The sequence below is a fragment of the Streptomyces nogalater genome (assembly GCF_039532885.1).
GTDB lineage: Bacteria > Actinomycetota > Actinomycetes > Streptomycetales > Streptomycetaceae > Streptomyces > Streptomyces nogalater.
In genome coordinates, this window is record NZ_BAAASM010000015.1 from 91,583 (window position 1) to 117,147 (window position 25,565).

The following is a 25,565-nucleotide window of genomic DNA, read 5'->3' on the forward strand; positions in this document are numbered from 1 at the left end:
CGTCGTTGGAAACGCAGACGATTGGGGAGAGTTGTCGAACACAGGCACGCCGAGCACAGACGACATCACCTCGGTCGTCATCGACTTCCTCGCCGAGCACGAGGGCGTCTCGCCCGATGAGCTCCGCTCTGAACTGGAGCAGGGTGGGCGCGAGTTGCCCGTGGACTCTCTGCTGGTGGTCGAGATCCTCACGCGCATTGAGGAGCGTTACCACGTCGCCATTCCCGCGGACCGGGAAGCGGCCCAGGCCACCCGGTCAGTGCGGGCATTCGCCGCGGCGGTACTGGACGCCATCATTGAAAGGCAGCAGTCATGACCCCTCCCTCGGACACCCGTGACCGTGATCCTGAGCTGGTGCGGCTCGGTGAACGGCTGAAGAAGACCCGCGACTACCTGAACATGTCCCAGCAGTTCGTCTCGGATTCCACCGGCATCCCGCGCTCGGCCATCAGCGACATCGAGCGTGGCGAGCGGCGGGTGGACAGCCTGGAGCTGAAGAAGCTGGCCCGCCTGTACCGGCAGCCGGTCGCCTATTTCCTGGCCGAGGAGAAGGACGCCGACGCCAGCGAGTACTCGCTGGCCGGTCTGCCGCGGGCGCTGGCCAAGCTCACCGACGGGGACGCCAAAACAGTGCTGGAGTTCGCCGAGTACCTCACGCTGCGGCGAGCGGCAGAGCGCGAGGAGCAGGGCGCCGGCGGAGGGAGTCCGACGGCGTGAACTGGGCCTTAGCTCACCGCATCGCGTCGATCGCCGCCGTCCAGGCGCACCGCGACCTTGGCATCGACCGCACACGGTACGTCCACGTGCACCAGGCGTTGGGAGCGGCGGGCGTGGTCGGGATGGCGCAGCCGATGCCCCGGCTGTTCGGCGTGTACTTCTCCCCCGCCGACCAGGGGCCGGCCGTGCTGCTGAACGCCTCGCTCAACGCCGTCACCCAGCGGCACACGGCCGCGCATGAGCTGGGGCATCACCGGCTGGGTCATCGCACCGCCGCGGACGAGGAGATGGACCCGGCGCTGCGCTGGGGTGACGGCAGCTGGCCCGAGGAGGAGAAGACGGCGGAGGCATTCGCGGCGTGGTTCCTGATGCCGCTGCCGGCGGTGCGGGCAGCACTGGGAAGGGTCTGCGGCGGCCGGCCGTCGCGTCCCGAAGACGTCTACCGGGTGGCGCGCGAACTGGGCACGTCCTACGCCGGGACAGTTCGCCATCTGGTGAACCTCCGGCTACTAAACGCGGACAGGGCCGCCCAGTGGAGCAGGATTCCGCCCTCCACCCTCCGCAGCTCACTGGCGGGCGGCGCCGAGCTGCCTGGGCAGGCGCACGTGCACGTGATCACAGAGGCGACAGACGGCCAGATCATCTATGCCGACGCAGCCGATGTCCTGGTACTGCACCTGCCCGGCGCGGCCTTCGATGCACTGCCCAAAGGGCTGGAGCAGTGGACGAGCGACGGACCAGTCCCGCTTACGGCTGCTGTGATGACCGCCGAGATGCCACCGGGCAAGGAGGCTTCGGTGCAGGTCAACGTGCCCGCTCGCGAATGTCAGCTGCGGCTGACAGTAGTGCGCGAAGTCCCGCGCTGCGGAGTGGACGAGGTCTGGCCCGCCTGAGCACGGGCTGCAGGAATACACCGTACGTACCGGGAGGGCTCATGCACAGCTTCACCGTGACCGGACGCGACGTCGCCCACGCCTGGGTCGCCGCCTGCAACGCGCTGGACCGCAAGGACAACCCGGGCCGGACCGGCCTGCACACGGTGGTGCGCATCACCGACCCGACCAGCGACGACGCGGCGCTGCGCAGCGAGCTGGACCGGTTGCGCACCGCGCACGGGCTGTGGCCGCTGGAGACTGTGGCCAGCACCCTGTTCCCCGCGACCCTGGCGGCACGGTGCGCAGGGCCGGATGAACTCGCCGAGCGCTATCGGCGGATGTACCAGGCGATCAGGCGGTACCCCGGCAACCAGCGCGGCACCTACTTCGGCCGCCTGGTGTCCTACCCGGCGGCGTCGAAGACCGGCGTCGACCAGCTCGGCACCGTCATCGCCCGGCTGCGGTCCCAGGCAGCGGGCAACAGGATCGCCGCCGCCTACGAAATCGACCTGGCCGCACCCGCGGATGCGCACGAGGACACGGGTGCGGACCTACTGGTCCACACCGCAGGCAAGGACAACAGCTACATCGGCTTCCCCTGCCTGAGTCACATCTCCCTCCAGCTGGACCGCGACCTACGAGTCCACGCCATGGCCCTTTACCGCAGCCACTACATGTTCGAACGCGCCTACGGCAACTACCTCGGTCTGGGCCGCCTGCTCGCCTACATCGCCCAAGAAGCCGGACTCTCCTGCGGAACCCTGACCGTGGTGGCCGGGCACGCCCAGCTGGACGGACCCATCACCCAGCTGCGTCCCCTGCTGAGCGGTACCAGCCGTCTGGCGGCATGACACCCATCCGGGCGGAGTCAATGCTGCGTCCCGGTCAGCGACTGGTGTTGAGCTGCCACTTGGGCGGGAACCAAGCCGGCATCGGGTCGGACCGCTGCCGGTAGGTCTGCTTGATACGGCTGCGCCCGCTGATCCCGGCGATGTCGGGGTGGGCGACCCGCGCGTACTTGTCTACCTCGCAGAACAGGTTCTGGCAGTCGATCAGCTGCAGCCGACGCCCGCGCAACCCAGCGAAGGCGAGCCCGAGCCGGGCGAAGTGCTCATCCTGGGTGTCGGCCATGTAGCGGATGACGTCCTCCTCTATGCCGTCGGCCGCTGGCCCGAAGCACTTGCGGATCCCATCGCGCGCACCGGGTCCGGCGACGACGAAGTCCATCTCCGAAAAGGGCATCTCAGCCGCATAGTTAAGGTCAATCACGAACTGGTAGGCCAGGAACGGCCCGATCGCCGGGAAACCCAGCAGAACCCGGTAGGCGTCCTCAAGCGTCGGCGCGGACAGCACACGTTGCGGCGCGTCGGCCTCCATCATCATCTCCAGCAGCCGCAGATGGTTTTGGTGCTTACGCTGCTCGCCGAGCTGCGGCGGAGGCACGATGTAGGCGGCCGAGTACAGCCGCTGCCCTGCGGCGAAGGCCCGCGAGAGCACCCGGTCGAAAACCTGGTAGTCGTAGGCGTCCCACCGCACCTCGCCCAACGCCGCTTCCAGCAGCCGCCACGTCGAGGTCTTGTTGAAAATCTTGAACAGCAGGGTCCGGAAGAAGACCTCCTCCCACCTCTGGTCACCGCGGTAGATGACGTCGCCGATCAGGTCCTGGCTGACCCGGTCAGCAGCCCGGAAACAGTTGGTGAAGCGGTAGCGCTGCAGGATCGGATCGTCGGTGAAAGGTCCCTCTCCGCCGGCAAGCCGCGCCTCATACACCTTCTGCCGCGCCGCCGCAAACCGCCAATAGGTATCGAACACCACGGTGGGAACCAACGAACGGCCCGCCACATGGATCTCTGACAAAGGGCCGTTCTCTAAGACCTCGTACTCCGAACGCTCTTGCAACAGCATCACCATGAACTCAATATATATTCGATATATACACGCTGTCACCGAGGGGGACGTGTGGAATTGCTGTGGCAGCGTCCACGACGCAAGACACTGGTCGACTGGCCGGAGGACGTGGACGCGAGGCTCGACGTCCTGGTCCGGGCCGCAGCCGCGGCCGGGGAGCAGACATCGCGGTCCCAGATACTGGCCGCACTCGTCACCGCGGCCGAAGTCCGTCCGACCCTCATAGCCCAGCTGCTCCACTCCTACCGCCAGATGCCCGCCGACGCCCTCGACGCGGACAACTCGCGCGACGACCTGCCCTCCGTACGCTCCTCCGGACGCACCCGCAGCAGGGAATGAACCCGAGGCCACACAAGGGGCCTCTCGCACCGCCCTCCCGGTGAACTGGTCAACGCCGCAGACGCGGTAAGGCCACGGCCGCTGCTTGCGGGCCTGCCCGCCGCCGCTCACACCGTCACCGATGCGCTGAGCGCAAGCTGGAGGCGCTACTTTCGCCAGACCAGTCAGCCGCTCCCGGGGGAAGCCATGCACTGCATCGAGGCCGGACAGATCTATTCGACGTGCTGGGGCGGGACAGCCTCCCCGTCATCCTGCGCTCCTACGAGCCGGGCGCGCGAACCGTCGATGCGATCGACGAGCCCGGCCGGGACCGTGGCGTCTTCAGCATCCCCGCGTCCTACTTCCACGCCACGAACACCGGGACGGCGGGGCCGACGCCGGATCACGGGCTACTACCAGACGGGCACCCTGAACGGCTGACCGAGAGGGGATGGCCGGCGGGTCGGGGTCAACGTCGTGCCCCTGCTCCTAAGCGGTGGCCCACTCGGCCGGTCGGACGCGGCGGCGGGACCGGATGCAGCACGCGACGGCCAACCGCTCGGCGGTCGATGGGTACGACGACGGTGAAGCGCAGCCGGACGGTGAGCATTTCGGCGGTTCGGGAGATGCCCAGGCCCAGCAGCACCGTGTGCCGATGAGCTAGGCCCCGGCGCTGTGCGACCTCCCCGTCGACCGACTCGACGTCGCCGGGGACGATCCGCAAGGCGAGTGCCAGGCCGTGGATGGCCTGCTGGTGCAGCACCCCGCCGACGGTGGCGAAGGCAGGGCGCCAGGGCGCGGAAGCAACCGGGATCGCGTCGCACGGTCGGCATCACATCCGCGTGTACGACGGCCGGAGGATGACGTGGGTGCTGGCCGCCGGACACGCGGACGAGTGGACTGGCGACGACCTCGGCCAGGCAGCGGCCGTTCTGAGCGAGAGGATCGGGACGGCCGTCTGCACGAGCGGCATGGACGCCGACGCCCAGTCACGCCTCCGCGAGACATTCCTCGCCTCCGTTCACAAGAGCCTCGTCGCCGACGACTCGGCGGCGGTCGAATCCGGCCACTTCTGGAGTGCGGCGGCCGGTCCCCTCCTCGTCACCCTGAGCGCGGCGGCATAAGGTCACCTCGCCGATCCCTGGCAAGTTCGGGCAAGTTCCTCGCCTCTCCGTGACGGTGCGGGCAAGCTTTGGCACAGCATTCGTTACCGGCACCGGAGGTGGTCATCATGGCCCTGATCAAGCTCGGTAAGGACCCCGAGAGCCCCAGCGGCGGTTCCCCCACCGTCTACCTCGACGACGAGAAGGACACCTATCTCGTGCAGGGGTGGAGAGTGGAGGACATCGAGCGGCTGAGGCAGATGGACATCCCCGGCCACGAGACGGTGGTGGAGATCCCCCGGCGCATGGTGCAGTTCTTCCAGGAGGTGAAGCAGGGTGACGAGGACCCCGACGTTTGAGGAGCTGTTTCGTGACTGCCAGAGGACTGCCGTCCATCTGGAGATGCGCGACGCCTACATGAAGTCGGACCCGGCCTTCATCGACTGGAAGGCCGGTCAGACCTTCGACCCTGCCGAGCGCTGGGCCGACTGGCACGCGATCGTCACGGAGGCAACCGGGCGTGGCGTGGAGGTCCGACGTGCCCGTATCGTCTCCACGCCGGTCAGCGAGTACATCCGCTTCGAGTACGACGTGACGGACGGGCTGAACATCGCTGCCGGCGAATCCGTGCGGTGGCTGTCGCGGCGGACCGCGACCGACCTCGCCCTTCCGGGCAATGACTTCTGGCTGTTCGACTCCTCGCTCGTCCTCGTCAACCACTTCGACGGTGAGGGCGAGACGCTGGAGCTGGAGCTGACGGAAGACCCGGAGGTGGCGAAGCTGTGCGAGTCGGCCTTCGAGGCCGTGTGGAAGCGGGCGACGCCACACGCCGAGTTCGAGTTGGCCTGACGGCCTGATCCGCGCCCCCGCACATGACATCGCCATCTTCGAGCGTCCAGGAAGCCCGCAAGGCGCTCGGGAAACGCCTGGCCGAGATCCGGGAAGGAGCCGGACTCACCAAGCGAGCGCTGGCCCAGAGACTGGGCTGGCACGAGTCGAAGGCTTCGCGCTTCGAGAGAGGCACCCGTGCGCCCTCGGAGCGCGACCTTCGTGATTGGTGCAGGGCCTGTGGCGCGGAAGGCGAGGCGGAGGATCTCATCTCGACCGCCCGCGGCATCGAGGGCATGTATGTCCAGTGGCGCGATATGGAACGAGACGGTCTGGAGTTTGCGCAGAAGTCCGTCCTTCCGCTCTGGGAGCGCACCCAGCGATTCCGCATTTACTCGCCTTGGCTCATCCCTGGCCCTGTGCAGACGGCTTCCTATATCAACGCGCTGTTGACTTCCATTCGTGACCGCCGAGGACTCGTCGACGACGTGCCAGAGGCCGTCAAGGTGCGCGTGGAGAAACAGAAGATCGTTTACGGGCCTCACCAGTTCGCCATCCTTCTCGAGGAAAGCGCCCTGCGGTACCGCATCGGCGGCACCGACGTGATGGCGGGCCAGCTCGGCTATCTCCTGAGCGCTATGGCGCTGCCCTCGGTGAGCATCGGCATCATCCCCCAGAACGCCGACCGCTCGGGCCTCTGGCCCGTCGAGGGCTTCTTCCTGTACGACGACGACACGGTGAACGTCGAGCTGGTGTCGGCTCACCTCACGATCGTGGCCAAGCACGAACTTGCCATGTATGCCAGAACGTTCAGTGAGCTGTACGAACTTGCCGTCCACGGCCCGGCCGCACGTGAACTCATCACGGCAGCCATCGAATCTCTCGGGTGAACGTCTGGCAAGTATGGGCACACTCCTGGAGCCCCGCCCTTCCTTCTTCCTAGCTTTATGGGCACGGCGAAAGGCGTGCTCCGGAGGGGCCAGTGATGTTGATGGCAAGTACGGGCAAGGCAAGGAATTCGGCCGGGGAACCCGAGGCAGGCGTCGAGATCAGCGTCGCGGAGATTACCTCCCTGACCGACACCGCTCTCGGCTTTCGGCTGGGCACCACGACCCGTGAGCAGTTGGACTGCTACGTGCCGAGACTTGCCAGGGAGCTGAGTCGGCTCCTCGGCAAGGATTTGGGAGCCGACGAGGACCCCGACGTGCAGCACCTCGTCCGCAAGGCGCGGGAGATGATCGATCTCACGACCCGCCCAACCGTCGACACCCCCACGTTCGGCACCTTCTTCTACCTCCGCGAACTCGCCAACCTGTCGCGCCGGCTCCTGTGGGTCTACGCCACCCGGAACGAGCTGGGGGCACCGTGAGCGTCAGGGAAGACCAGATCATCCGGGAGCTGTCCCATTACCTCCACGAACACCCCGACGAACAACAGCCTCTGATGCCGGTCTACGACGCGGCGGTGGACCACTCGCGGCGCCAGGTTTGCACGCACGGGCAGCGGTGCCCGCTCGTGATGACGGGAGCCGTCGTCGTCGATGAACAGGCTCGCGTACTGTGCCTGCGGCACGAGGGCGGCTACGCACTCGCCGAGGCCGAACCGGAGGAGCGGGACGCCACTCTGAGCGAGGCGGCCCTGCGCCTGCTGACCGAGCAGGTCGGCATCCACGACGTGTGGACACAACCCGGCGCCGAAGGTCCGTTCCTGGTCGACGTGACCGGTCCGGGACACCACAGGTACGGACGCCGCCTTCGGGTCGGCATCCGCTACTTCTTCCGGGCCCACTCCGGCGCCGTCCTTCCCTCCATGATCGAAATGGGCGCAGCGGCCTGGCGGTCTCTCTCCGACATCGACATGCCGGCACTGCGCAGCCGCGTCGAGCGCCACCTGATGGGAACGGAATGAGCCCCCGTAACCAGCAACTCGCCACATCGCGTCCTTCGTCGCGATGGGAGGCGCACTGCTGCGCGGCATCTGGAGGAGCTGCATGTATCGAAACCGAAGCGCACCGACGGCCGGCGCAGTACGGCCCGGACCGCCCCCTCCGCCCTTCGGGACCGTCGAAGGGTTCAAGCAGCCCTGGGACGTTCGCATCGGCGACTTCCTCCTTCTCGGCCACCAGTACCAGCGCATCCGGGACATGAGGGCCGTCGGTACCTCCGCCCGCGCCCTGCACTTCGCCGGACGCCCTCCTCTCGTCATGCGCACTGGCCGGTCCGTCTTCCGGCCGGTCACATACCGCTGATCTCGCACGCTCGGGCCTCGCACCCCTCTCCACCTCCCACCACGAGGAGCTTCGCCATGCCCATGCGTTTCCGGAAGATCCACGGAGCGGGCAACGACTTCATCCTGTTCACGAATCCCGAACCCAGAGACGACGCCGCCTGGGCGAAGGAAGCGGAACGCCTGTGTGCCAGGCGAACCGGCGTGGGCGCTGACGGCCTGGTCGTCAGTCGCGTCACCGACGACCGCCCCTCCGTGTACGAAGTGCGGTGCTTCAATGCGGACGGCTCGATCGCGACCATGTGCGGCAACGCGCTGCGCTGCGCGGCCTGGGCGGCCCAGCACGACGACGGGCTCAACGTGAAGAGGCGCCTCAGGCTGCGCATGGCGGGCGTCATGCACGAGGCCGTCGTCGATCCGGCGTCCGTCTGGGTCACGGCTCAGGTGAACTCCGTCCAGCCCCGCGTCTTGCAGACGGTCATCAACGGTCAGCCGACGTGGTTCGACAGCGTGCACACCGGCACCGAGCACGTCGTCGCCGTCGTGAGTGACGTGGACGCCATCGCCACGGAAACCGTCGGCCGGGCCGTCCGGTACCACGACAACGTCGCCCCACTCGGGACGAACGTCAACTTCGTCCAGCCCCTCGGCGGCCGGTCGCTCAAGATCCGCACCTACGAGCGCGGCGTCGAGGCCGAGACACTCTCCTGCGGCAGCGGAGCCGTCGCGGCGGTCGTCGCCGCAACCATGCGCGGGCTCGTCCCCAAGGGCGAGGCCACCGTCCACAACCGGGCCGGTGAGCCTCTCACCGTCCGGCCGCACGAGCGCCAGCCGGACCGGGCCGCATGGGTAGGCGGGCCGGTCACCTACACCTTCGAAGGGGTACTCGCATGACCTTCTTCCTCGACTCCAGCTCGACCCAGGCGGCACGCAAGGCCGCCGAGGAACTCCGTGAGTGGGGGCGCGGCCGGCGCGGCCTCGGCGTCGCCCTCGTCTACGGACCCGTGTCCGCCGAGGACAGGCTCTACCACTCGAAGTGCCCCGTCGAGCAGCGGTCCGTGACCGCCCTGGGCGAGGCGCTCGACGAGATCGGGGCGCGATGGAAGGTGCTGGACCCCACGGAGCCCGGCTTCATCAAGGAACTGGTCGGCTACGACGTGGCCCTCTCGAACCTGCACGGTCCGTACGGCGAGGACGGCCGTCTCCAGGGACTGCTCGACTACCTTCGCGTGCCCTACTGCGGCAGCGGGGTCCAGGCATCCGCGGTGGCCGCCGACAAGATCCTCTGCAAGCGGATCATGCTGTCCCTCGGTGTCCCCACACCCGGCTGGCGGGTTTGGTCCGGCGGCCCGGTGAACTGGGGCAGCCGGGCCGTCATGGTCAAGCCACCCTTCGGCGGGTCCAGCGTGGGCATGAGCCTCGTCCGCGACGCGGCCGACCTGCCGCGCGCCCTCGCGGAGGCTGCCGGCGAATCCGGCGACGAAGTGCTCGTCGAGGACTATGTGATCGGCACCCCCGTGACCGTGGGCATGCTGGGGCTTCCCGGCGGCTCGGTCATCGTCTTCCCGCCACTGTCCACCGAGGCGACCGATGCCGAGTTCTACGACGCCGACACCAAGCTGGACGTGGACTCGAAGGGCACCGTCACCGTCCGCGCCGCCGAGTTGGAACCCGTCGCGATGAACCGAATCGCCAGGGACGCCCGCACACTGTGGGACGGGATCGGGCTGCGCGGTTCGGCACGCATCGACTTCATCGTCACCGAGGAGGGCGGCGCGTACGTGCTGGAGGTCAACAGCACGCCGGGCATGTCCCGTGACAGCAACTTCGCGGTCGGCGCGGCGATGGTCGGGCTCGCGCACACGGATGTGGTTCTGGCGATGCTCCACGAGGCCCTGACACGCCCGCCGTACGATGTCCCCCTGCCCACTCCCGCGTTCTCCAGCACCACGCTGACGCGGGAGGCTGCCGTCTCTGCGTAGGAGCCTGCCGCTGTGCCGCGCGTCCACGAAGTCCCCATGTGCCGACAGCTCATCAACCTCGCCGAGTGGGACCTGCACGGCGGGTGGGCGCTCGGAGACAGGATCGAATGGTCCAACCGGGCGTGCGGCCTGGCATCCCTCAGGATGATCCTGCTCGCCTACGGGTGCGAGGCGCCCACGGTGACGGAACTCCTGAAACTCGCGGTGAAGCACGAAGTCCTGACCCCGCGCGGAGCACTCCACGCGGGGATCGCGAACCTGGCCACCGAGCTGGGAGTGCCCGCCGCGGCGGAACCCGTACCCGTCCAAGAGCTGCTCGGCCGCCTCGACGACGCCCCGCTCATCGTGTCGGTGACCGAGCAGTTCCCCGAGGACGGCCGTTCAGGCGGCCACCTCGTCATCCTTCGCGGCTACGAGGGTGGTCCCGACCCGCTGCTCCTTTTCCGGGACCCGTCAGCGTGGGGCCAGACGCACGATCGCGTCCCGCTCAGCCGCCTGTCCCATTCCTACACCGGACGCGCGATCACCTTCGCGCCCCTGACCCCGACGGAGAGTGCCGATGACCGAGGCTGACGGCGAAACGGCTCAGGCCGCAGGCGGTCGCAGGATCGCCGTACTCGGAGAAATGCTGGAGCTGGGCGACGAGGTGGTGGAGGCTCACCGCGAGATCGGCCGCTTCGCGGCTGAGAGCGGAGTCGATCTCGTCGTAGCAGTCGGCGGAGACCTCGCCGAGCAGCTCGCCCTCGCGGCGGGCGCAGCGGGCGTACCCGAGGTGGCGATGGTGGGCGACAACAAGACCGCCGCTGCCTACCTTCACACGGTCATCAGGCCGGGCGACACCGTTCTCGTCAAGGCTTCGCGCGGTGGACAGCTCTGGCAGATCGCCCAGTCCCTCTCCGGCCAGACCGTCACGAACCTGTCCGGTCAATCTGCGGACTGAGGTCGCCCTCAGCCGGGTCCTCACTCTGGGCGTCGACCACCAACAATGCGTCCTCGGCAGTCACCGCGTGAGCACTGGGCCGGCGGCGAGGGGGCGGGGCGGGGGCCGGACCCGGCACGGGCGATCGCTCAGGCTGCGGACGCGAAGGCGGATTGCATGATGTCGCGGCATCGGTCCCATGACTCCGGGACCAGGTGCCCGTAGATGTCGACCGTGGTCTTGATCGACTTGTGGCCGAGCCAGCGCGAGACCTCGTGGATCGGGATACCGGCCGCCAGCGCGGTCGAGGCGAAGAAGTGCCGCAACGAGTGGGGGTGGTACTTCGGTTTGCCCTCGGCGTCCACCAGCCCGGCCGCCACGCACGCCTTCTTGAAGTGGTACGCGTAGGTATTGGCGGTGGGCATGATGCCCTTTCCGCGCTCGCGGGGGGCGAAGAACACTTCGACCTGCCGCGTCTTCCCCGCTGCGGTCTGGAAGGTGAGCGGGACCGGCTTCCACAGTTGCTCGTGGGCGTCGATCTCGGCACAGAGGAAGCCTGCGGCGGGGATGTCGCGGTACTCGCCCTCCTCACGGTGCTTGAGGGGGACGAGGCGCGTCTTGCAGTCCTCGCGGTGTGCCTTCGAGCTGATCTGCCAGCGGATGCGGATCACGTCGTTTCGCAGGCAGCCGACGTGGAAGGCCAGGGCCTCGCTGACTCGAAGGCCGGCCCCGGCCTGGAGCCAGACGGTCAGCTTGTACTGCGGAGACATGTGCTCGTGCAGTAGGCGGACCTCGGCCAAGGTGGGGATCTCGTCCTCGTCCACCGCATGGTTTCCGGGGGCGTTCTTGACGTCCTTGGTCGGGTCCTCCCGGATCCGCTTCTCCTCCTTCGCGGACCAGAAGATGTGCTTCACCATCTTCATCCGGTCATAGACCGTGCTGGCCGCCAGTTCCTTGGCGATGGCCGCCTTGAAGTGCTCGATGTCCCTCTTCGTGACCCCGGCGATCGTCTTGCGACCGAGCCTCGGTATGAGGTGGTTGTCGATGAAGCCCTTGTAGTTCGCGTACGTGGACTCCGCGACGATTCGGCGGGCGAGCCAGTCCTCGGCGTAGGCGCGGACCGTGATCTTTCCCGCGTTGGGGTCGATATAGAGGCCCTCGTCCTTGTCGGCCTCGACCCTTGCGGCGAAGGCGTCGGCTCCGTTCGGCCCGGTCTTCTTGTCGAAGGTCTTCTCCCGCTGACGCGCGGTCCTGCCTCCGGGCTCGCGATACCGCACGGTCCACGGGTGGCCGCACCGGGATTTCGTGCACGGATAGGTGGAGACCTTGGGGTCGGACTTGCAGCGCTGGAAAACGGTAGCCAAACAGAGCCTTTCGTGTTCTGAGTCACGGCCAAGCAGCCGTTACCCGTAGTGGTCTTCGAGGTAGGCGATGATGTCGCGCTCACGGAATCTCAGGAGACGCCCGACCTTCTGAGCCTTGAGTCCCCACGCCCGGTACTTGTTCTTGACGGTGATCTCGCTGACCCTGAGCCACTCGGCCACCTCTTCGGGGGTCAGCAGCCGATTACTCCCTCCAGCGGTCAATTCGCCACCTTTCCGCTTGTCTCTGTGAAGCCTCGGATGCCAAAGAGCATTCGCATCACCCTCCAACGGTTGAGGTGCCGTTGCGGTTCAGCAACGGGCACCCGGTCGTCTGTGCAGCAGAGGACGTGCCCTTCTCCCCATGCGAGTTGACGGCGCGACCCCCTGCGTTCGCCAAAACCCCGCCGCCGGGCGCGACCGAGCGCGAACTCATCAATGGTCGCGACGATCGCCGGTTTGACTAACCGGCGATCATGGTCTATGTTGCGCGCCGCGCCGGGACGGACTCGGGAGGGTCACGGGCCGGCCGCAGCCAGAGAGCAGGCCGTAATGAGCACGGCGCCATCTGTGACGCACTGACGGGCCGGTAACGCAGACCCCAGAAGGACAGCCCGGCAGCGACGGCACTGTAGCGGCCACCACCTGGAGGAGGGCCAAGCGTTCAGGGGGCCAAGAGCAGAGGGGTGAGCGGAGGAAGGGAGCGGATCGAATAGCGGAATCAGACGGACGAGCCCCTCAAGGCCACAACAGCAGATCTGCCTCACGGCGCGGGACCCCGAGCCTTGTCGCAACCCTGGCCTCGGCGCAGTAACTGCACAATCTGGCCTGGCGTTTGCCGGGGTGTTGTACGTTGACATGATCCCGGCCGAGGGTCCAGTCTTTCGAGGTTCTTTCTTGTCTGCCGTGGGCGAATGCCAGGAGACACGCGCCCTGCCCCGCGCGCCACCTTCCGACAAGCAACCCGACGACCGCTCTAGGCGATCGCGACAACGCTTGTCCGGCGGGCCGAATCAGCACACCTCAGCGCCGATCGCGGGGTATCACCCCATGACTCTCTGCGACTAGTACAGAGTTTAAGAGCCAACCCTGGATCTTGACGCGCTTCCGTGCGTATGCTCGTTGCCCCTCCGGGCATCGAACACCTAAGCGGCATGACCTGCCCCGGTAGGTCGAAGCTTGCCAGCCATCACCACACTGATCCCATTCCACCGGCCGCGTCAGCGTGGCAACACAGCAAAGGAGTTGTTACATGCCTTCCACTCTCCATGAACCACTGCCGTCCACGAGGTGCCGGTCGATCCTTGCGTCCGGGGGGACGATGAGTGTTTCGACGCCCGGGAAGCCGAGAAGGCGTCTTGCGACGGTACGAAATCTGACTCTGGGAAGGTGCGGAATCCGACCCCTCACGTCGGAATCCGACCGGTGCGGAATCCGACCCCTCGTGTCGGAATCCGACCCCTCGACGTGCCGGAATCCGACCCCCGCACGGTACGGAATCCGACCCCCAGAACCGTAGAGAACCTAAGTTGAACCGTAAAGGCAGTAGTGTGGTGCCGCCGTCACTCGGCTACCGACTGGCAGGTCGACGCAGCCGGCCACACCTCAGCCCGCCAGCACGGTCACCTCGACCACCTCGGCGAGGACGGTCGGTCTGCGCGTCACCGACGCGAAGTGGCATGCGCACCGTGCCGGGCATGCGCACCGGCCGACTCCTCCGGGTCCCGGATGATCACCGGCAGTTACGAGGGACGGGCCCGGAGCGGAAGGCAAGCTGCGGGAGACGGGAACCGTCCCGGTCACGTCCTCGACAGGGGGACACGGCTGATCGCCTCACCACCGTGTGGTGGGGACCGGGGAGAGGTCAGCGGGACCGTGGCGAGCGCTAGATCGGTCCCCGCAGTCCCGTCGACCTGATCGGGGACCGGCGACCGCGTAAGCCAGGGTCTGGTCCCCGGGACCGGACCACGGCGCTCAGGAAGTCGCGGGGACCGAGAGCAGCGATATGGGGACCGAGGCCCCCGAAGTGGGGACCGCCGCGGGGACCAAGCCGTGAAGCCGGATGCTGCCGAGCGGCATGACGGCAGCGCAAGGAACCGCTGCCTTACCGCGGAAGTGGCTGCTCAGGGCCCTGAACTGCACGGGGACCGAGGGGCACCAAGTCGGGGAGACCCCACCCGGGGACCGGGGACCAACCAGTCGGGGACCGACTGCGGGACCGACCCCCATCCGGGGACCACCGACCACGGGGACCGGGGACCGAACCGGGGACCGGGGACCGGGGACCGGGGACCGAACCGGGGACCGGGGACCGGGGACCGGGGACCGAACCGGGGACCGGGGACCGAACCGGGGACCGGGGACCGAACTGGGGACCGGGGACCGAACTGGGAACGGCGCCGACCCCATCCGGGAGCCATCGACCCCGGGGACCAACCACCGCCGAGACGGGACCGGCCTCGAACGCCGAGTCCAGAGGGCAAGGGGAAGCAAGCGGCTGGTCCCGACCGAGGCCCAACGGCACAGCGTCCGCCCCCGCGAGCCGGCACAGTCCGTGGACCAATTCGTCCGGCTGATCCGCTGTGAGGGCCTGCCAGGCGGTCGGGACGGCCACTGAGCCTCGCTCTGCAGAAAGTGCGGAACGACGACGTCACCGAGATAAGGAGTGCCCGCCGACAAGACATGCAACGAGTTCGGCACTGTCCGTGCGGAGTACACGTGGGAGGTCAGCTGGGATTTTTCGCTCCGAGGGCGGCCCGCAGGCGGCCTCCAGCGCGAAGCTCGCCGCATCGACCAGCCAGTGGCTCGTCCAGCCCGACGGGCTCACCTCGGCCCGCGCGAGTTCGACCGACGCCGTCGAACTGCCGCGACTACCCAGCCCATGACCGTTTCACGAGGCTCGAATCCCGATGACGAACCTGAAGTACAACGGCGACACCCCGACGCGTTCTCCCAACCCCACCTCGGTCTCGGACCGAGCAAGTTGGGGCGGAAGCGTAGCTTCCGCCGAACCCGCCCCCGAGGGGGCGGGAGGGGACCTGCACCGGGGGCCGCAGGTCCTGGAGGCTTCGACCGGGGGCGGGCCGAAGCCGGGGCAGGAGGAGAAGCCGACCGAGCATCAGAGCCGCCGTGAGCGCGCTGTCCGCGCCCGTCAGCGTCCGCGTCAGCCGCCCGAGAAGAAGCGCCTGCACCAGCCCAACACCCGTTTCAACGACGAAGAGTTCGATCTGATCAAGTCCGCCGCCGCCCGGTGCAACCTGTCCGTCGCCGGGTTTCTCGCCCGCTCCGCGCTCGCCGCCGCCCGTGATCTCGACCGCACCAGCGCCGAGATCGCCGACGAACGCGAACTGATCACCGCCCTGTTCGACAGCCGCCGCAGACTCGGCTGGGCCGGCAGCAACCTCAACCAGGCGGTCAAGGCCCTCAACTCCGGCGCCGAAGCCCCGCAGCTCCAGGCAGCCATCGCCGCCGTCCGCCGGGCGGCCGAGACCGTCCACGCCGCCGCCACACAATTGATCGAGCAGCGCACGTCGTGATCCCCAGCGTCAACGAGTCCGGCTCCCGGACCATCGGTCTGCTGGCCTACCTCTACGGGCCCGGCAGGCACGAGGAACACACCGACCCGCACCTCGTGGCCTCGTTCGACGGCATGTCCCCCGACCCCGGCCGTGACCCGGCCGCCGCCCTCGAAGACCTCCAGCAGCTCCTCGACCAGCCCGTCATGGCCCTCCCCCGGCACGCCCGTCCCGCCAAGCACGTCTGGCACACCTCCGTCCGCACCGCGCCTGGCGACCGAACCCTGTCCGACGAGGAGTGGGGTGAGATCGCCCGCCGGATCGTGGCCGCCACCGGGATCGATCCCGGTGGCGGCCGGCCCGGCTGTCGCTGGGCCGCCGTCCGCCACGCCGACGACCACATCCACATCGTCGCCACCCTGGTGTGCGAGGACGGCAGCCGCCCCGACGACTTCCGCTCCGGCAAGCGTGCCCAGGCCGAGTGCCGCCTGATCGAGAAGGAGCTGGGCCTGCACCAGGTCGCGCCCGGCGACGGCACCGCTGCCCAGCTGCCCACCAGCGCCGAGCGGCACAAGGCCGAGCGGCAGGGCCGCGAACGCACCGCCCGCGAGGAACTACGCGAAACCGTGCGGCGGGCGGTGGCCGGCGCGGCGGGCGAGGAGGAGTTCTTCGACCGGCTGGCCGCCGCCGGCCTGCTCGTCCGCAAGCGCACCGCGCCCTCGGGTGACCTGCTCGGCTACAAGGTCGCCCTGCCCGACGACCGCAACAAGGACGGCGAGCCGGTGTTCTACCCCGGCGCACGCCTGGCCCCGGACCTCTCCCTGCCCCGCATCCGGGAACGCTTCACCGGCGCCCTCGATGACGGCCAGGGCGCCACGCCCGTCGAGCCGCCCTCGCCCACGGGGCCGGGCGGCCCGTCCGCCGCACGCCGCCGGACGGCTTCGGTGGCGTGGCAGGCGCTGCTCGTCATCGAGCAGGCCGACGATGCGGTCGCCGCCGCGTACATCGCCTCGGCCGGCGAGGTCCTGGACGCGCTCGCGAAGACCTCCTCGGCGCATACCCGGGCGGAGTTGCGGGAGGCCGCCGTCACCTTCGAGCGGGCCTCCCGTTCCCACGTGCGGGCCGAGCGCGGCCACGACCGGGCGTTGCGGCAGGCCGCCCGCGACCTTGTCCAGGGTGGTCCCACCCTCGGCCGCGGGGAGGACGGGGCGACCACCGCGATGGCGATCGACATGCTGTTCTTCCTCGTCACCGCCGCCCTCCACTGGCACGCGAAGAAGGGCCACGCCCAGCAGGCCGCCGCCGCCCGCCAGGCCGCCGAGCACCTGCGGGCCGCCTATCAGGCCGCCGCCGCCCAGCCGCTGGGTGCCCTCTACCAGCGCGGCCGGCGCCTGGGCCGACCGCTCCTGCAGCGGCAGACCACCGTGCTGCGCCAGGCCGTGCCGGAGCTGGCGGAGCAGGTCCTGGCCGAGCCCGGCTGGTACGCGCTCGCCGCGACCCTCACCGACGCCGAAGCCGCAGGCCATGATCCCGCCGAACTCCTCACCGGCGCCGCGGGGCGCAGGGAACTCGATACCGCCGAGTCCGTCAGCGACATCCTGGTGTGGCGCCTGCACCGCAGCGCCGACTTGCCCGCCGACACCAGTAACACGGTGGTCACCGATCGCAGTTTCGAGCGCGCAGCCAGCCCAACGAGGCTGCAGGCCAGGGCCAGACTGGGCCCCCAAAGCGGCCGGCTCTCAACTTAGGCACTTGTAAATCCCGTCCGGCTCGGCCGTAATCGCTCGTTCCGGCCTCGGGCACTGCAGCAGACAGCCACAGGAGTTCGAGCCGCACCGTGCATATGCTCAAGGATGATCGCCGAGTGACGGCGATTCGGCTCTTGATGCTCTTGGTCAGCCCATCGGGATGTTGAACTTCGAGATGAGCTGGGAAGGGGCGGCATGCGCCATCAGCCACGCGATGGCACACTCGACCACCCGGCGGTGTCCTCCCCTGCCTGGTCCACAGGCGGCCGTACCAAGGTCAGCAGGCGACGCAGCAGCAGAGCCTCGTCCGTGTCACGCGGGACCGTCAGCGCGGTACGCAGGGCCTGTTCGGCGTGTGCGGCGAGCAGCTCTTGCGCGGCCCGCCAACGGGTCTCGGCATCGGCCTCGGGAGCCGTGACCACCCGGCACCACAGGGTGGTCGCCGCCTCCGGGAGCCCTTTGGCAGTCGGCAGTCGCGCTACGCACATGCTGGTCAGCCGTCAGACGCACCGCGGCCCGAATCCAGCCCAAGATGTCGAACGCCGCCTCCCGGCCTTCCACCGCCAGCCATGCCTTGACCACGGCCTGCGGTGCGCGGCGCCGATGGTCGTCAGCAGCGGCACCTGCAGCCCCTCACCGAATCCGGTGTGCCGACCTCCTCCAGGAAGGTATGGGCTTCGGCGGCCGGGTCGTCGGCTCCCTGGGCAACAAACCCGCGTCGGGCGAGGCCGGCTGCTGCTCGAAGTCGAAACCGGTGAGTGTGTGGAAACCCATGGATGGCAGGTCCCGCAAGGGCTCCAGTTCGTTCTGGGGAAGCGGCCGTGAAGTGATCAGCAGCCGTCAAGTACCGTGCGGCCGGATCTCCCGCGCGAGGTTCTTGACAATCAGCTTCCGGTCGCCCGGCGAAGCGGCCGAAAGCGTGAATGGATGCATTGCTTCCGTTTCTATTCCTGCCTGGGTCGTTGAGCACATGGGTGGCGTCCGCACCGGGTTCTCCTTGGGCGACTCGCCGTGCACGTCACGCCGAATCACAGGAAGGAGAGCCCGCATGCATCTGACGCCACATGAGCAGGAGCGGCTCATGATCCGTGTCGCGGCGGATCTGGCCGAACGACGACTCAGGCGCCAGCCTGATCTCAAACTGAATTACCCGGAAGTCATGGCGCTGTTGGCGGCTTACGTGCTGGAGGAGGCCCGCCACGACACGAAGACGGTCGCCGAGCTCATGGATACCAAGCTGAGCGATGTGGCGAAGTCGCTCAAGATCCCCAATAAAAACGCCAGCGGCAACTTGACGGACTTCGAGGTCATGGACGGCGTGCGGGAGATGATCCGCGACGTGCAGATCGAGGCGACGTTCAAGGACGGCACGAAGCTCGTGACCATCCCGGACCCGCTCGGCAAGGCGGACCCTGACGCGAAGGTCTACCCGGGCAAGTACGAACTTCTCGCGGACGACGGTCAGCACGCGGTGACGTTCAACGCGGACGACCACGAGGACTCCCTGATGGAGGGGCCGCTGTGGGCGAAGAACACCGCGAAGCGGCCTATCCAGGTCGGCTCCCACTTCCACCTGGGCGACGTCAACGCATGCCTCAAGTTCTTCAAGGACGAGGGATGCACCGACCCGGCCGACGATGACGTGAAGGGGAAGCGGCTGCACATTGCGGCCGGCACGTCGGAGCGGATCGAGCCGGAACACGTGTGCAGAGTGTGGGTGGTGCCCATCAAGGGAGACCAAGTGGTAAAGGGCCTTCAGCGCGGTAAGACCGACAACGATTGGTCGGTGGCCCCATGAGTGGTAGCTCCAGTCAGACGAGTGGTGTTGTGCAGTCGACGCCGCGCGAGCTCAGCTTCACCGCTCGCCCTCCGGTGCCGCTGTGGCGGAAGGATTACGCCACGCTGTACGGCCCGACGAAGGGCGACCGGGTCAGGCTCGCCGACACGAACCTCATCGTCGAGATCGAGGAGGACTGGTGCGGGGGGCCGGGCCGTAGCGGCGACGAGATGCTTTTCGGCGGCGGCAAGGTCATCCGGGAGTCGATGGGCCAGTCGCATATCCCCAGGAGCGACACCACACACAATCCCGTGGACACGGTGATCACCGGTGCGCTGATCATCGACTACTGGGGTGTGGTGAAGGCCGACGTCGGCCTGCGAGACGGCGAGATCGCGGCGATCGGGCAGGCTTACAACCCGGAAACGATGACACCGAAGCCCTACACGGCCGAGGAGAACCGGGGCGGGCGTGCCTCGCACTTCGTGGTGGGGCCGGAAACCGAGGTGATCTCCGGCAACGGGCGGATCCTGACCGCGGGCGGCATCGACACCCATGTGCACTTCATCGGCCCCGGGCAGATCCACGAGGCACTCGCGTCGGGGGTGACCACGCTCATCGGCGGCGGCACCGGCCCCGCGGAAGGCAGCCGGGCCACCACCGTGACGCCTGGCGAGTGGCACCTGCGGCGGACGTTCGAGGCCCTGGACGCCTACCCGGTCAACATCGGCCTGTTCGGCAAGGGCGGCACGATCTCCTACGAGGCGCTGGAGGCCCAGATCCTTGCCGGCGCCATCGGCCTCAAGGTCCACGAGGACTGGGGAGCCACCCCCGCGACCATCGACAAGGCGCTGAAAATTTGTGACGACTACCACGCCCAAGTCGCCCTGCACGCCGACTCGATGAACGAGTCCGGGTTCGTCGAGAACACCTTCAACGCCACCAAGGACCCCGACACCGGCAAGCCCCGGGGCATTCACGTCTTCCACGTCGAAGGCGCCGGCGGCGGCCACGCACCGGACATCATGAAGCTGGTGGGCAAGGGCTACGAGAGTGTCCTGCCCGCGTCGACCAACCCGACCCGGCCCCTGACGGTCAACACCGTCGCCGAGCACATGTACATGATGGTCGTCTGCCATCACCTCAACCTCGAGGTCCCCGCGGACAAGTCGTACGCCGACTCGCGTATCCGGCCCTCCACCATGGCCGCCGAGGACTGGCTGCACGACACCGGCGCCATCTCGATGATGTCCTCCGACTCGCAGGCCATGGGGCGTATCGGCGAGATGATCACGCGGACCTGGCAGACCGCGCACGTCATGAAGAAGCGCCGCGGTCACCTGCCGGAGGACACCGACAGGCACGACAACTACCGCGTCAGGCGCTACATCGCCAAGTACACGATCAACCCGGCCATCGCCCATGGCATCGACCAGCATGTCGGCTCCGTCGAGGTCCACTCCCCCGATGAGCTCAAGACCGCGGCCCCCCATCAGCGCAAGGTCGCGGACCTGGTGCTGTGGGAGCCGAAGTTCTTCGGCGTCAAGCCACACATGATCATCAAGGGCGGACAGATCGCCTACGCGCAGCTCGGCGACGCCAACGCGTCGATCCCGACACCGCAGCCGTACCTGCCCCGCCCGGTGTGGGGGGCATGCGGCCGGGCCCCGGGAGGCAACTCCTTCAACTTCGTGGTGCCCCAGGCGGTCGGCATCAAGACGACGTACAACCTGACCAAGGGGGTGAAGCAGACCAAATCCACTCGTGGCCTGACCAAGCAGAGCATGCAGCTCAACGATGAGTCGCCGGAGATCGAGATCGGTCCCGAGACTTTCAGCGTCACCATCGGAGAGGGTGAGGGCACGGGCACGGGTACGGGCACCGAGCCCGGCACAGGGAAACCGGGCGCGAACAGGGGCACGACCACTGACGTCCGCACCGTGCTGAAGAAGGCCCTTGCGGACGGTGCGGACGACGATGACGAGCCAGACGACAAGCTGATGTTCGAGAAGAACCAGCCGCCGAATCCGGAGCTCTACGAGACCGAACTGCCCATGGCTCAGCGGTACTTCCTCTTCTGAGCGCGACGCGGGCCCGGCGGCGCTCTGCCGCCGGACCGCCTGCTCCGGAAGTCCCTCCTCCTGAACTCCGTACCTGCGAAAGGCAGGCCACCGCTCCCATGAGCCATGCCGCCCTGCTCGTCCTGGCCGACGGCCGTTTCCCCGCCGGTGGGCACGCCCACTCCGGCGGTGTGGAGGCCGCGGTCGCCTCGCACGGTGTCCACGACGCCGCAAGCCTGGAGGCGTTCTGCCGGGGCCGCCTGCACACCGCCGGGCTGACCGCGGCCGGCCTCGCCGCCGCGGCCGCCACCGGATACGACCCGATGACGCTGGACGAGGCCGCCGACGCACGCACACCCGTACCGGCACTGCGGCAGGTCGCCCGCAAGCTCGGCCGGCAGATGCTGCGTGCCGCCCGGGCCGCCTGGCCCTGCCCCGAGCTCGACCAGATCGCCCACCGCCTGCCGCAGGGCGCACACCAGCCCGTGGTCCTGGGCGTAGCCGCCCGCGCCGCCGGCCTGACGCCGTTGGACGCCGCCCAGTGCGCCGCGTACGAGAGCATCGGCGGCCCCGCGACGGCGGCGGTGCGGCTGCTGAGCCTCGACCCGTTCGACGCGACCGCCCTCCTTGCCCGGCTCGCCGGCGAACTCGACGACGTCGCCGCCACTGCCGCCGAAGCGGCAGCACGGCTCGCCACCGACGGTGTCGCAGCCCTGCCCGCTGCCTCCTCGCCGCTCCTAGACATCACCGGCGAACAGCACGCCGCCTGGCCCATGCGGCTCTTCGCCTCCTGACACCCCCCATACCGTTCGGAGTACGCCATGCACCTCGACCACGACACGACCCGGCCGCACCACCACACGCCCAGCGCCGAGGCACTGCGCCCCGACGGCAGCCGCCGCGCCCTGCGCATCGGCCTGGGCGGGCCCGTCGGATCCGGCAAGACCGCCACCGTCGCCGCACTGTGCCGCGCCCTGCGCGACCGGCTGTCCATCGCGGTCGTCACCAACGACATCTACACCCGCGAGGACGCCGAGTTCCTGCGCCGCGAAGCCGTGCTGCCGCCGGAGCGCATCACCGCCGTCGAGACCGGCGCCTGCCCGCACACCGCGATCCGCGACGACATCTCCGCCAACCTCGAAGCCGTCGAACAGCTGGAGGAGTCACTGCCCCCGCTGGACCTGATCCTCATCGAGTCCGGCGGTGACAACCTCACCGCCACCTTCTCCAAGGGGCTCGTCGACCACCAGGTCTTCGTCATCGACGTCTCCAGCGGTGACGACATCCCCCGCAAGGGCGGCCCCGGTATCACCACCGCCGACCTCCTCATCGTCAACAAGACCGACCTCGCCCCCTACGTCGGCGCCGACCTGGACACCATGGCCGCCGACGCCGGCCGGCAGCGCGGCAACCTCCCCGTCGTCTTCACCAGCCTCGCCTCGGACGACGGCATCCAGCCCGTCGCCGACTGGGTCAACGGCTGCCTGGCCGCCTGGCGCACCGAGGCCGCCGTATGACAGCCACCGCACCGCACCCGGGCCCACCGCCCACAACGGCGCCCCCCGCACCGACCGCCGCAGGAAGCGAGACGGACAGCGGTCACACAGACGGGGAGCACATGGCCGGACGAGTGCACCCAACGGACCCCGAACTCTCCGGGGTCCGGGCCACCGCCTTCATCAGGGCCGCCCGCAACGGCTCCACCACGACCGTCCCCCTCATGCGCAACAGCGGCCCCTTCCACTTGCACCAGACGCAACCCCACAACGGGTGGGCCCGGGTCAGCGTGATCAGCTCCATGTGCGCACCCCTCGGCGGGGACCGACTCGCCCTCGACATCACCGCCGAGGAACACGCCAGGCTGGAGGTGACCACGCCGACCGCCACCATCGCGCTGCCCGGCGCCACCACCGCCCCCGCCACCTACGACGTCCGCCTCACCGTCGCCGACCACGCCATGCTGTCCTGGCTGCCCAAACCCCTGATCAGCGCCTCGGGCAGCACCCTGCACCAGACCTGCACCGTCGACCTCGCGCCCACCGCCGCCGTCCTGCTACGCGAGGAGCAACTCCTCGGCCGCACGGCCGAACCCCCAGGCCACCTCACGACCCGCCTCACCGTGTACCGCGGCGGCCACCCCGTCCTCGACCAGCACACCGCCTACGGCGGGACGGCACCGGCCTGGGACGGCCCCGCCGTGCTGGGCGGACACCGCGCCGCCGGCCAGCTCCTCGTCGTGGACCCCCACCTCACCACCGGCCGCCCGTCGATCCTCATCGGTGACGACCCCGAGAAGGGCTACGCCGTTCTCACCCCGCTCGCCCAGCACCCCGCCTACCTGGCCACCGCCACCGCCACCACCCTCCACCAGGTGGGCAAGCTCCTCGACACCGCGCTCGAACACATCCGGAACATGTAGCCGGGACCAGCCTGACATCACCAAGGAACCACCATGCACGGCCACGGCGAGCCTGTGACGCCCTACGAGGTCATGCGCTGGTTCAGGGACCCCACCGGCATCCCAGCACGATCCCAGCACGGTAGGGATGAGCAGGGGTGATACCAGGTGACGAATGGTCAGATTTCCCAGCACCATCCCAGCACGGGAAAAAATCAGGGGTCCGACCCGGGAGAGTCGAACCCCTTCTGACCTACACGTTTGCCAGATCAGCGATGTAGTGGTATGTCACCCGCTACACATTGAACCGAAACTCCACCACATCCCCGTCCTGCATCACGTAGTCCTTGCCCTCCATGCGGGCCTTGCCCTTGGCTCGGGCCTCGGTGACGGAGCCGGTTTCTACCAGGTCGTCGAAGGAGATGACCTCGGCCTTGATGAAGCCCTTCTGGAAGTCGGTGTGGATGACACCGGCCGCCTCGGGGGCCGTGGCGCCCTTCTTGATCGTCCAGGCGCGGGACTCCTTGGGGCCGGCCGTCAGGTACGTCTGCAGGCCGAGGGTGTCGAAGCCGACGCGGGCCAGGGTGGCGAGGCCGGGCTCGTCCTGGCCGACGGACTGCAGGAGCTCCAGGGCCTCCTCCTCGTCCAGCTCGGCGAGGTCCGCCTCCAGCTTGGCGTTGAGGAAGATCGCTTCGGCGGGGGCGACCAGGGCTCGCTGCTCGTTCTTGAAGTCCTCGTCCACCAGCTCGTCCTCGTCGACGTTGAAGACGTAGAGGAAGGGCTTCGTGGTCAGCAGGTGCAGGTCGTGGAGGAGCTCCGCGCGCTCGCTGCCCTGGACGATGCCGTGGGCGAAGAGCGTGTCGCCCTTCTCCAGGATCTCCTTGGCCTCCTCGACGGCCTTGACCTTGGGCGCGATGTCCTTCTTGATCCGCGACTCCTTCTGGAGGCGGGGCAGGACCTTCTCGATGGTCTGGAGGTCGGCGAGGATCAGCTCGGTGTTGATCGTCTCGATGTCGTCCTTCGGCGAGACCTTGCCGTCGACGTGGACGACGTTCTCGTCCTTGAAGGCGCGGATGACCTGGCAGATCGCGTCGGACTCGCGGATGTTCGCCAGGAACTTGTTGCCCAGGCCCTCGCCCTCGGAAGCACCGCGCACGATGCCGGCGATGTCGACGAAGTCCACCGTGGCCGGAAGGATGCGCTCCGACTTGAAGATCGAGGCCAGCTTGGCGAGGCGGGCGTCGGGCACGCCGACCACGCCCACGTTCGGCTCGATCGTGGCGAACGGGTAGTTGGCCGCCAGCACGTCGTTCTTGGTCAGGGCGTTGAACAGGGTCGACTTGCCGACGTTGGGCAGGCCGACGATTCCGATCGTGAGCGACACGTTGCGACTTCCCGTAGTTGAGTGGGCCAGGGGCTGCCAGGGGCCAGAGACCGACACTGGCCGATCCACCAGTTTACGGCGTCCCGCGCGTCCGCCTCGCGAGAGTGCCGGACGCCCGGCCAAGCTCCCCCGCCCGGCGTGTCTGGGGGCTGATTCAGCACATAAACAGACCTAGGTTGGTCCCTGTGGAGCAACACAGGCAGCGACCCCCGAACGACGGACCGCGACGCGGCATGCCGCCGCCCCAGCCCCCCAGGGGCCGGCGGCAGCCCCCGCCGTCGCCCTCCCCGTCGCCGTCGCCGGCCCCTGGGACGTCACACGGTCCCCGGGGCTCGGAGGCGCCCGTTGCTCCGCCTTCTCCAATGCCCTCCCAGGGCCGACGGCGCCCCGGCGGTGCCCGTGGGGGCAGCGGCGGCAGCGGAGGTGGGGGGCGGTCGGGTGCCGGC

General features: G+C 68.5%; 28 protein-coding genes and 1 pseudogene. 23 read left to right on the forward strand and 6 right to left on the reverse strand.

Annotation, left to right across the window (positions count from 1 at the left end):
• The first annotated feature begins 31 nt into the window (after positions 1-31).
• The 4 genes from ABD350_RS14090 to ABD350_RS14105 are packed head-to-tail and all read left to right on the forward strand — an operon-like array spanning position 32 to position 2,443.
• Positions 32-316, forward strand: coding sequence for an acyl carrier protein (locus ABD350_RS14090; RefSeq protein ID WP_344348356.1), 285 nt, complete (start codon positions 32-34; stop codon positions 314-316).
• Positions 313-717: a helix-turn-helix domain-containing protein gene (locus tag ABD350_RS14095; protein ID WP_344348358.1), complete on the forward strand. Its 405-nt coding sequence runs from the start codon at positions 313-315 to the stop codon at positions 715-717. The genes ABD350_RS14090 and ABD350_RS14095 overlap by 4 nt, the downstream gene beginning before the upstream one ends.
• Complete coding sequence (locus ABD350_RS14100; protein WP_344348359.1) at positions 714-1,610, forward strand: ImmA/IrrE family metallo-endopeptidase; 897 nt, start codon at positions 714-716, stop codon at positions 1,608-1,610. The genes ABD350_RS14095 and ABD350_RS14100 overlap by 4 nt, the downstream gene beginning before the upstream one ends.
• A gap of 41 nt (positions 1,611-1,651) precedes the next feature.
• Entirely contained in the window at positions 1,652-2,443 is a 792-nt protein-coding gene (locus ABD350_RS14105) for a thymidylate synthase family protein (RefSeq protein WP_344348360.1), read from the forward strand.
• A gap of 34 nt (positions 2,444-2,477) precedes the next feature.
• Here the strand turns inward: ABD350_RS14105 and ABD350_RS14110 are convergent, their stop codons facing one another.
• The gene (locus ABD350_RS14110; RefSeq protein WP_344348361.1) at positions 2,478-3,503 is read right to left on the reverse strand and encodes a nucleotide kinase domain-containing protein; all 1,026 of its coding nucleotides are present in this window, start codon (positions 3,501-3,503) and stop codon (positions 2,478-2,480) included.
• Between the two features lie 48 nt (positions 3,504-3,551).
• Between ABD350_RS14110 and ABD350_RS14115 the strand changes: the two genes are divergently transcribed.
• Positions 3,552-3,839 (forward strand): hypothetical protein, encoded by a 288-nt coding sequence (locus ABD350_RS14115; protein ID WP_344348362.1) that lies wholly within the window; start codon positions 3,552-3,554, stop codon positions 3,837-3,839.
• A 448-nt stretch (positions 3,840-4,287) separates the two neighbouring features.
• Here ABD350_RS14115 and ABD350_RS14120 read toward each other — a convergent pair whose 3' ends face one another.
• A complete protein-coding gene (locus tag ABD350_RS14120; RefSeq protein ID WP_344348363.1) occupies positions 4,288-4,581 on the reverse strand; it encodes a hypothetical protein in 294 nt (97 codons plus the stop codon).
• Between the two features lie 97 nt (positions 4,582-4,678).
• On the opposite strand from ABD350_RS14120, the gene ABD350_RS14125 reads away from it, so the two are divergent.
• From ABD350_RS14125 to ABD350_RS14170, 10 genes are all read left to right on the forward strand, one after another.
• On the forward strand, positions 4,679-4,942 hold the full coding sequence (locus ABD350_RS14125; RefSeq protein WP_344348364.1) for a hypothetical protein: 264 nt from the start codon (positions 4,679-4,681) through the stop codon (positions 4,940-4,942).
• 107 nt (positions 4,943-5,049) lie between these two features.
• On the forward strand, positions 5,050-5,280 hold the full coding sequence (locus tag ABD350_RS14130) for a hypothetical protein (protein ID WP_344348365.1): 231 nt from the start codon (positions 5,050-5,052) through the stop codon (positions 5,278-5,280).
• Positions 5,258-5,770, forward strand: coding sequence for a DUF6879 family protein (locus ABD350_RS14135; RefSeq protein ID WP_175252253.1), 513 nt, complete (start codon positions 5,258-5,260; stop codon positions 5,768-5,770). The genes ABD350_RS14130 and ABD350_RS14135 overlap by 23 nt, the downstream gene beginning before the upstream one ends.
• 23 nt (positions 5,771-5,793) lie before the next feature.
• Positions 5,794-6,639: a helix-turn-helix domain-containing protein gene (locus tag ABD350_RS14140; protein ID WP_344348366.1), complete on the forward strand. Its 846-nt coding sequence runs from the start codon at positions 5,794-5,796 to the stop codon at positions 6,637-6,639.
• 101 nt (positions 6,640-6,740) lie between these two features.
• Positions 6,741-7,118, forward strand: a complete 378-nt coding sequence (locus ABD350_RS14145) for a hypothetical protein (RefSeq protein ID WP_344348367.1) — start codon at positions 6,741-6,743, stop codon at positions 7,116-7,118.
• Positions 7,115-7,657: an NUDIX hydrolase gene (locus ABD350_RS14150; protein WP_344348369.1), complete on the forward strand. Its 543-nt coding sequence runs from the start codon at positions 7,115-7,117 to the stop codon at positions 7,655-7,657. The genes ABD350_RS14145 and ABD350_RS14150 overlap by 4 nt, the downstream gene beginning before the upstream one ends.
• Before the next feature lie 396 nt (positions 7,658-8,053).
• Positions 8,054-8,869, forward strand: coding sequence for a diaminopimelate epimerase (dapF, locus tag ABD350_RS14155; RefSeq protein WP_344348370.1), 816 nt, complete (start codon positions 8,054-8,056; stop codon positions 8,867-8,869).
• Positions 8,866-9,957 carry a D-alanine--D-alanine ligase family protein gene (locus ABD350_RS14160; protein ID WP_344348371.1) on the forward strand — a complete coding sequence of 364 codons (1,092 nt, stop codon included), beginning with the start codon at positions 8,866-8,868 and terminating at the stop codon, positions 9,955-9,957. The genes dapF and ABD350_RS14160 overlap by 4 nt, the downstream gene beginning before the upstream one ends.
• A 36-nt stretch (positions 9,958-9,993) precedes the next feature.
• Positions 9,994-10,530 carry a C39 family peptidase gene (locus tag ABD350_RS14165; protein WP_344348372.1) on the forward strand — a complete coding sequence of 179 codons (537 nt, stop codon included), beginning with the start codon at positions 9,994-9,996 and terminating at the stop codon, positions 10,528-10,530.
• A complete protein-coding gene (locus tag ABD350_RS14170) occupies positions 10,517-10,897 on the forward strand; it encodes a glutamate ligase domain-containing protein (protein ID WP_344348374.1) in 381 nt (126 codons plus the stop codon). Before ABD350_RS14165 ends, ABD350_RS14170 begins: the two co-directional genes overlap by 14 nt.
• Positions 10,898-11,025: 128 nt before the next feature.
• On the opposite strand, the gene ABD350_RS14175 is transcribed toward ABD350_RS14170, so the two are convergent.
• Together ABD350_RS14175 and ABD350_RS14180 are read right to left on the reverse strand one after the other, a co-directional pair.
• Positions 11,026-12,240 (reverse strand): tyrosine-type recombinase/integrase, encoded by a 1,215-nt coding sequence (locus tag ABD350_RS14175; RefSeq protein ID WP_344348375.1) that lies wholly within the window; start codon positions 12,238-12,240, stop codon positions 11,026-11,028.
• A 39-nt stretch (positions 12,241-12,279) separates the two neighbouring features.
• Positions 12,280-12,462 carry a helix-turn-helix domain-containing protein gene (locus ABD350_RS14180; RefSeq protein ID WP_344348376.1) on the reverse strand — a complete coding sequence of 61 codons (183 nt, stop codon included), beginning with the start codon at positions 12,460-12,462 and terminating at the stop codon, positions 12,280-12,282.
• A gap of 2,684 nt (positions 12,463-15,146) precedes the next feature.
• Here ABD350_RS14180 and ABD350_RS14185 point away from each other — a divergent pair.
• Both ABD350_RS14185 and ABD350_RS14190 read left to right on the forward strand, forming a co-directional pair.
• Positions 15,147-15,773, forward strand: a complete 627-nt coding sequence (locus ABD350_RS14185; RefSeq protein WP_344348378.1) for a plasmid mobilization protein — start codon at positions 15,147-15,149, stop codon at positions 15,771-15,773.
• Positions 15,770-17,500 carry a relaxase/mobilization nuclease domain-containing protein gene (locus ABD350_RS14190; protein WP_344348379.1) on the forward strand — a complete coding sequence of 577 codons (1,731 nt, stop codon included), beginning with the start codon at positions 15,770-15,772 and terminating at the stop codon, positions 17,498-17,500. Before ABD350_RS14185 ends, ABD350_RS14190 begins: the two co-directional genes overlap by 4 nt.
• A gap of 203 nt (positions 17,501-17,703) precedes the next feature.
• Here the strand turns inward: ABD350_RS14190 and ABD350_RS14195 are convergent, their stop codons facing one another.
• The gene (locus ABD350_RS14195; protein ID WP_344348380.1) at positions 17,704-17,988 is read right to left on the reverse strand and encodes a hypothetical protein; all 285 of its coding nucleotides are present in this window, start codon (positions 17,986-17,988) and stop codon (positions 17,704-17,706) included.
• Positions 17,989-18,548: 560 nt separating this feature from the next.
• Between ABD350_RS14195 and ureA the strand changes: the two are divergent.
• The 6 genes and pseudogenes from ureA to ABD350_RS14225 form a co-directional block, all read left to right on the forward strand.
• Positions 18,549-18,899: pseudogene (gene ureA / locus ABD350_RS14200) on the forward strand (urease subunit gamma); the annotation flags it as partial.
• A 108-nt stretch (positions 18,900-19,007) separates the two neighbouring features.
• The gene (locus ABD350_RS14205) at positions 19,008-19,298 is read left to right on the forward strand and encodes an urease subunit beta (RefSeq protein ID WP_344348494.1); all 291 of its coding nucleotides are present in this window, start codon (positions 19,008-19,010) and stop codon (positions 19,296-19,298) included.
• Between the two features lie 29 nt (positions 19,299-19,327).
• Positions 19,328-21,358, forward strand: a complete 2,031-nt coding sequence (gene ureC / locus ABD350_RS14210; protein ID WP_382466695.1) for an urease subunit alpha — start codon at positions 19,328-19,330, stop codon at positions 21,356-21,358.
• A gap of 98 nt (positions 21,359-21,456) precedes the next feature.
• Positions 21,457-22,131, forward strand: coding sequence for an urease accessory protein UreF (locus ABD350_RS14215; protein WP_344348381.1), 675 nt, complete (start codon positions 21,457-21,459; stop codon positions 22,129-22,131).
• A 27-nt stretch (positions 22,132-22,158) separates the two neighbouring features.
• Positions 22,159-22,854 (forward strand): urease accessory protein UreG, encoded by a 696-nt coding sequence (gene ureG, locus ABD350_RS14220; protein ID WP_344348383.1) that lies wholly within the window; start codon positions 22,159-22,161, stop codon positions 22,852-22,854.
• A gap of 101 nt (positions 22,855-22,955) precedes the next feature.
• A complete protein-coding gene (locus ABD350_RS14225) occupies positions 22,956-23,756 on the forward strand; it encodes an urease accessory protein UreD (protein ID WP_344348384.1) in 801 nt (266 codons plus the stop codon).
• A gap of 274 nt (positions 23,757-24,030) precedes the next feature.
• Here the strand turns inward: ABD350_RS14225 and ychF are convergent, their stop codons facing one another.
• The gene (gene ychF, locus ABD350_RS14230; RefSeq protein WP_344348385.1) at positions 24,031-25,119 is read right to left on the reverse strand and encodes a redox-regulated ATPase YchF; all 1,089 of its coding nucleotides are present in this window, start codon (positions 25,117-25,119) and stop codon (positions 24,031-24,033) included.
• Positions 25,120-25,565 lie beyond the last annotated feature (446 nt).